This is a genomic window from Empedobacter sp. UBA7611 (assembly GCF_002484365.1).
Classification (GTDB): Bacteria; Bacteroidota; Bacteroidia; order Flavobacteriales; family Weeksellaceae; genus Empedobacter; species Empedobacter falsenii_B.
Window position 1 is genome coordinate 1 of record NZ_DLJR01000041.1, and the last position, 6,245, is coordinate 6,245.

General features: G+C 33.9%; 8 protein-coding genes and 4 tRNA genes. 1 reads left to right on the plus strand and 11 read right to left on the minus strand.

Annotation, left to right across the window (positions count from 1 at the left end):
* Positions 1-47 precede the first annotated feature (47 nt).
* The 11 genes from nusG to B3R94_RS06575 form a co-directional block, all read right to left on the minus strand.
* A complete protein-coding gene (gene nusG / locus B3R94_RS06525) occupies positions 48-596 on the minus strand; it encodes a transcription termination/antitermination protein NusG (protein WP_219033762.1) in 549 nt (182 codons plus the stop codon).
* Between the two features lie 32 nt (positions 597-628).
* Entirely contained in the window at positions 629-817 is a 189-nt protein-coding gene (secE, locus tag B3R94_RS06530) for a preprotein translocase subunit SecE (protein ID WP_038331172.1), read from the minus strand.
* A gap of 15 nt (positions 818-832) precedes the next feature.
* Positions 833-903 (minus strand) — tRNA-Trp (locus B3R94_RS06535).
* Positions 904-963: 60 nt separating this feature from the next.
* Positions 964-2,151 carry an elongation factor Tu gene (gene tuf, locus B3R94_RS06540; protein WP_038331067.1) on the minus strand — a complete coding sequence of 396 codons (1,188 nt, stop codon included), beginning with the start codon at positions 2,149-2,151 and terminating at the stop codon, positions 964-966.
* Positions 2,152-2,336: 185 nt separating this feature from the next.
* Positions 2,337-2,409, minus strand: a tRNA-Gly gene (locus B3R94_RS06545).
* A 73-nt stretch (positions 2,410-2,482) separates the two neighbouring features.
* Positions 2,483-2,563: transfer RNA gene (locus B3R94_RS06550), tRNA-Tyr, on the minus strand.
* A gap of 31 nt (positions 2,564-2,594) precedes the next feature.
* Positions 2,595-2,668 (minus strand) — tRNA-Thr (locus B3R94_RS06555).
* Between the two features lie 130 nt (positions 2,669-2,798).
* Complete coding sequence (hpf, locus tag B3R94_RS06560; RefSeq protein ID WP_038331066.1) at positions 2,799-3,098, minus strand: ribosome hibernation-promoting factor, HPF/YfiA family; 300 nt, start codon at positions 3,096-3,098, stop codon at positions 2,799-2,801.
* 2 nt (positions 3,099-3,100) lie between these two features.
* Positions 3,101-4,000: a tyrosine-type recombinase/integrase gene (locus B3R94_RS06565; protein WP_125349436.1), complete on the minus strand. Its 900-nt coding sequence runs from the start codon at positions 3,998-4,000 to the stop codon at positions 3,101-3,103.
* A gap of 82 nt (positions 4,001-4,082) precedes the next feature.
* A complete protein-coding gene (rpsU, locus tag B3R94_RS06570; protein ID WP_038331168.1) occupies positions 4,083-4,277 on the minus strand; it encodes a 30S ribosomal protein S21 in 195 nt (64 codons plus the stop codon).
* A 68-nt stretch (positions 4,278-4,345) separates the two neighbouring features.
* Positions 4,346-5,488 (minus strand): acyl-CoA dehydrogenase family protein, encoded by a 1,143-nt coding sequence (locus tag B3R94_RS06575; RefSeq protein WP_038331167.1) that lies wholly within the window; start codon positions 5,486-5,488, stop codon positions 4,346-4,348.
* Between the two features lie 239 nt (positions 5,489-5,727).
* On the opposite strand from B3R94_RS06575, the gene B3R94_RS06580 reads away from it, so the two are divergent.
* Positions 5,728-6,245, plus strand: a 518-nt coding sequence (locus tag B3R94_RS06580; protein ID WP_291099475.1) for an OmpW/AlkL family protein, incomplete at its 3' end; no start/stop codon positions are given.

Consider the following 6,245-nt stretch of genomic DNA (forward strand, 5'->3'; position numbering starts at 1 on the left):
ATGTGGAAGCAGCCTAAATTTCTACTTTTAATTTGTTGATAGATTGATTATGCAATCTTTTCAACTTGGTTAAAACTTAACTCTAGTGGTGTTTTACGTCCGAAGATTAAAACCATCACTTCAAGTTTACGTTTATCTTCAATGATTTTTTCAACTGTTCCGTTGAAGCCATTGAATGGTCCGTCGATTACTTTTACAGTTTCTCCTACGATGTAAGATATTCCTAAGTTTGTATCAACGTTTTCTGCTAATTCGTCAACTTTACCTAACATTCGGTTAACTTCCGATTGTCTCATTGGTACAGGATCACCTCCTTTCGTTGCACTCAAAAAGCTAATTACACCTGATGTATTCTTTACCATGTGAGGAATTTCCCCTACAAGTTCGGCTTCTATCATGATGTAACCAGGAAAGTGTACTTTTTCCTTTTGATATTTTTTACCGTTACGGATTTGAATCACTTTTTCCATAGGAACAACAATTTGTCCTACATAATCATTCAAATTTTGGTACTGAATTTCTCTTTCAATATAATCCTTAACTTTCAGCTCTTGTCCAGCTACAGTCTTGATTACATACCATTTCTTTTCACTCATGATTCTAATTACTAAACGGGATATTTTACAAACTAAAAAGCGCCGTAGATAAAGTTAAGCACTTGTGTGAATAATGTATCTACCGCATATAAAAATATAGCTAACAAAACTGTAGCTATTGCAACAATAATTGTGTCTCTTTGTAGATCTGAGAATGATGGCCATGTAACATGATCTTTAAATTCTACAAAGGAATCTTTAAAATATTGTACGACTTTCATATCGTTTTCATTTAGCACGGGCACAAGGATTCGAACCCTGATCAACGGTTTTGGAGACCGCTATTCTACCATTGAACTATGCCCGTAGATAAAAAGAGTGGTAATCATTGAAGATTACCACATCTTCTATATTATATTTTGACTAATTAGTCTAAAATTTCAGTTACCTGACCAGCACCAACTGTACGTCCACCTTCACGGATTGCGAAACGTAAACCTTCGTTTAATGCGATTGGTTGTAATAATTCAACTGTAATAGTTAAGTTATCTCCTGGTAAAACCATCTCAACTCCTTCTGGTAAGTTGATTTCCCCTGTTACGTCAGTTGTACGTACGTAGAACTGTGGACGGTAACGGTTATGGAATGGAGTGTGACGACCACCTTCTTCTTTAGTTAAGATATAAACCTCAGCTTTGAATTTTTTGTGTGGTTTAACAGATCCTTGTTTTGCGATAACCATACCACGACGGATGTCAGTTTTATCAACACCACGTAATAATAAACCTACGTTATCACCAGCTTCACCTCTATCTAAGATTTTACGGAACATTTCAACACCTGTTACAGTAGAAGTTAATTTTTCTTCTCCCATACCAACGATGTCAACTGGATCCCCAGAGTTAATTACACCAGCCTCGATACGTCCTGTAGCAACAGTACCACGACCTGTAATAGAGAATACATCCTCTACTGGCATTAAGAATGGTTTATCTTGATCACGAACTGGTTGCTCAATCCACTCATCAACATTGTTCATTAAGTTTAATACAGTTTCAACCCATTGAGGCTCACCGTTTAATGCACCTAAAGCAGATCCTTGGATAACTGGAGTGTTATCTCCGTCATATTCGTAAGAAGATAATAAATCTCTTACTTCCATTTCTACTAACTCTAATAACTCAGCATCGTCAACCATATCAACTTTGTTTAAGAAAACAACGATACGAGGAACGTTTACTTGGCGACATAATAAGATGTGCTCACGAGTTTGAGGCATTGGACCATCAGTAGCAGCTACTACTAAGATACCACCATCCATTTGAGCAGCTCCTGTAACCATGTTTTTTACGTAATCCGCGTGACCTGGACAGTCAACGTGTGCGTAGTGACGGTTAGCAGTTTCATACTCTACGTGAGATGTATTAATTGTAATACCACGCTCTTTTTCTTCTGGAGCATTATCGATTTGATCGAAAGCTTTTGCTTCTGAATAACCAGCATCAGCTAATACTTTAGTAATCGCTGCAGTCAAAGTTGTTTTACCGTGGTCAACGTGACCAATAGTACCAATATTTAAGTGCGGCTTATTACGGTTGAAAGTTTCCTTTGCCATTTTACTTTTTATTAATTTCTATTGTTATACTTAAATTAAAAAAATAACTTTAAATTATTTTCAAGTGTAAAAGTACACTTTTTGATTTATATAAAGATATTAATTTTTGACTCGCGTTAACCTTGGTTTAAATGAGTTTCAACAACTACTTAAAAGATTAACTATACTGGACGAACCAGAATTTGAGCGGGAAACGGGACTCGAACCCGCAACATTCAGCTTGGAAGGCTGACGCTCTACCAATTGAGCTATTCCCGCATTCACTTCTAAAAAGCTTTGCAAATTTAAAGATTAAATCCTAAACCACAAAAAATTTTAAAAATTAAGTTTGTGGGGAGAGCAGGATTCGAACCTGCGAAGGTTACCCAACGGATTTACAGTCCGTCCTCGTTGGCCGCTTGAGTATCTCCCCGCCTTATTTTTTTGTTCTTCTAAAAACCTTGAGCCGATAGAGGGACTCGAACCCACGACCTGCTGATTACAAATCAGCTGCTCTAGCCAGCTGAGCTACATCGGCATTTTTGTTTTTAAAAGCGTTATTTAAAAGAACAGTCCGTTAAATATGTTTGTTTAACGGACTGCAAATTTACGTTGTTTTTTGAATTAACCAAATTTTTAGGTTCTTTTTTTAGTCAATTCCCTATTTTTTATCTTTCGCTAATTTTTTCTTTTTTTCTGATAATTAATTTTTTTAATGTATCTACCGCTAAATCAATACATTCTTCAAAAGATTGTCCTGTTTTACTTACAACAATATCATCTCCTGGTACTTCTAACTTAATATCAACTGTCTTGTTATTTTTTTCTGCAGTATTCTCTAATTTAAAAGAAACATTCGCTGCAATGATTTTGTCTGACAAAGTTTCTAATTTTTCTAATTTTTTCTCTAAATACTCCTCTAAACCTGGTTTAGTATTGAAGTTTACTGCTTGAAAGTTAATTGTCATAATTACTCTTTTTTGTTCTCACGCGGGTGAGCTTTGTTAAACACTTTTTTTAAATTTTCTATACTCCCATGTGTATAAATTTGAGTCGATGACAAACTTGAATGCCCTAAAATATCTTTTACTGCATTCAGATCTGCTCCTGAATCTAACATATGAGTCGCAAATGAATGCCTCAACATATGAGGACTTTTTTTATGTTTTACACTTATAAGACTAAGATAGTATTTTACTTTCGAATAAACAAGATTATCGTACAAAGGTTTTCCTTTTTCTGTTACAAAAACATTCGTACATTGTAAAGTAATTTCGTTATGTTTTCTAGTGTTATAATTCGCCAAATCCTCTAACAGAAAGGTAGAAATAGGAATTATGCGTTCTTTATTTCTTTTTCCAAGAACTTTTATAGAAAGTGTATTCGGATCGATATCATTTTCTTTCAAACCAATTAATTCGGCACGTCGAATTCCTGTTTGATACATTACATCAATCATTAATCGATCACGTAAACCTTCGAATGTGTCAGGGAAAAATTCATCATTATTCAACAAATCATTCAATTCTGCTTCTGTAAAAGGTACTAAAACTTGTTTATTTTGTTTAAGTGAATGAATTTGCTCGATTGGATTAATGGAAAGATGATTTTCTTTGACCAAATATTTATAAAACGTTCGTAAAGCGCTTAATTTGCGATTAACTGTTTTCTCAGACTTTTCTAATTCTGATAAATGCATCACAAATGCACGAATATGATTTTTTGTTGCAAGTTGTATTTCTGACGAATTTTCTTCTTGTTGATAGAACTCAACAAAATCGTCCAAATCTCTTTTGTAGCTAGTAATTGTTAGCGTAGAATAGTTTTTCTCGAGCGCTAAATAATCTAAGAATAGTTGAATAAATTCCATAAAAAAACCTATTCATCAAAGTTACAACTTTAATAAATAGGTCAACAGAAATTAATTTCTTTATATCGTTTAAAACGGCAATTTATGCTTCCTCCTTTTCGATTAAGGCTTGTTTGTAGATTGCTCTACTCATCTTAATTCTATTTGTAACAGAAGGTTTTGTAAATTGTTGACGTGCTCTTAACTGACGTACAACACCTGTTTTATCAAATTTTCTTTTGTATTTTTTTAGAGCTCTTTCGATTGACTCTCCGTCTTTTACTGGTATAATCAACATAATTTTATCTATTTCTTTTTGAGATGGCAAATATACAACTCTTTAGTAATTAAACAAATCGTTTTGTATTAATCTTTCAAAATATTTCTTCCAATCACTAATTTTTGGATCTCAGTTGTTCCTTCACCGATTGTACACAACTTAGAATCACGGTAGAATTTCTCTACTGGAAAATCTTTTGTATATCCGTATCCACCAAATATTTGAACTGCTTCATTCGAGATTTTAACACACGCTTCCGATGCATAATATTTTGCCATTGCACCTTCTGTCGTCATTGGTTTTTTATGATTTTTTAAATAAGATGCTTTACGAATTAATAATTCTGAAGCTTCGATTTCTGTAATCATTTCAGCCAATTTAAAGTTAATTGCTTGGAAATTTGCAATTGCAGTTCCAAATTGATGACGCTCTTGTGCATATTTCAATGCTGCTTTGTATGCTCCTTTCGCGATTCCTAAAGATAAAGCTGCAATCGAGATACGACCACCATCTAAAATCTTAAGTGCTTGCTTGAAACCATCACCAACATTTCCTAAACGATTTGCATCCGAAACACGTACGTTATCGAAGATTAACTCTGCCGTTTCCGAAGCACGCATTCCTAATTTATTTTCTTTTTTACCCGATGTAAAACCTGGCGTTCCTTTTTCTATTACAAAAGCTGTCGCGTTATTTTTAGCTCCTTTCTCTCCTGTTCTTGTCATCACAACCGCAACATCACCAGAAATTGCATGTGTAATAAAGTTTTTTGCTCCGTTAATCACCCATTCATCTCCATCTTTTACAGCTGTTGTAGACATTCCTCCTGCATCAGATCCTGTGTTGTGCTCTGTTAATCCCCAAGCACCAATCCATTCTGCTGTTGCTAATTTTGGTAACCAACGTTGTTTTTGTTCTTCGTTACCGAATTCTAAAATATGATTTGTACAAAGTGAATTATGTGCCGCTACAGACAAACCGATAGAAGGATCAACTTGTGAAATTTCATCTACAATTGATACATATTCATCATATGACAAACCACTTCCTCCATATTCTTCTGGAACAACGATTCCCATGAATCCCATTTTTCCAAGTTCTTTGAAAACTTCAACTGGAAAAGTTTGAGCTTCATCCCACTCCATTATATTCGGTTGAATGTATTGTTTTGCAAAATCTCTTGCCGATTGCGCGATTAATGATAAATTTTCATTTTCTAAGAAATCCATTTTTTTGAGTTTTTTTGTTTTTTTATGACTTTCCTCCAAAAGTAATAAATTTCTATTAAGTGAAAAGTTTTTCTTTTACGATTATTTTTACTCATTAAAAATAATTGACTATCAGCGTGTTTAAGTTAATAATATCCTTAAAAAAAACAAATGTTTAAAGTCATTTTCGGAAATGATATTTGACATTTTAATTCGGATGAATTAATCCGAGTTTTGTTTCGAAAAATAAAATAAACATTATGAAAAAAGGACTATTAATATTAGGAGCAATCTTTGCATCAGCAATTTCATTTGGACAAGAGGCTAGTGAATTACATATGCGTGTAAGAGCAACTGGTGTAGTTCCTATGGAAGATGCTAAAATAGAAGCAATAGGTGGAAATGTAGCGGTTACAAACAATCTTATTCCAGAAATTGACTTTACCTATTATATTACAAAAAATATCGCGGCCGAATTAATCTTAGGAACATCTAAACACGAAGTTGTAGCGGTAAATACTGCATTAGGAAATTTAGATTTGGGACGAGTAATGCTGTTACCTCCAACTCTTAATGTACAATATCATTTGTATCCAACCAAAAACCTAAAACCTTATGTTGGTGCTGGAATTAATTATACAATCTTCTATGATCAAGGGCAAGGAAAAGGGAGAAACGCAGCCGTAACTAGTGTAGATTACAAAAACAATGTAGGTTTCGGATTTCAATTAGGATTTGATTACAAAATCAATGATAAATTATACTGGAACGTAGATGT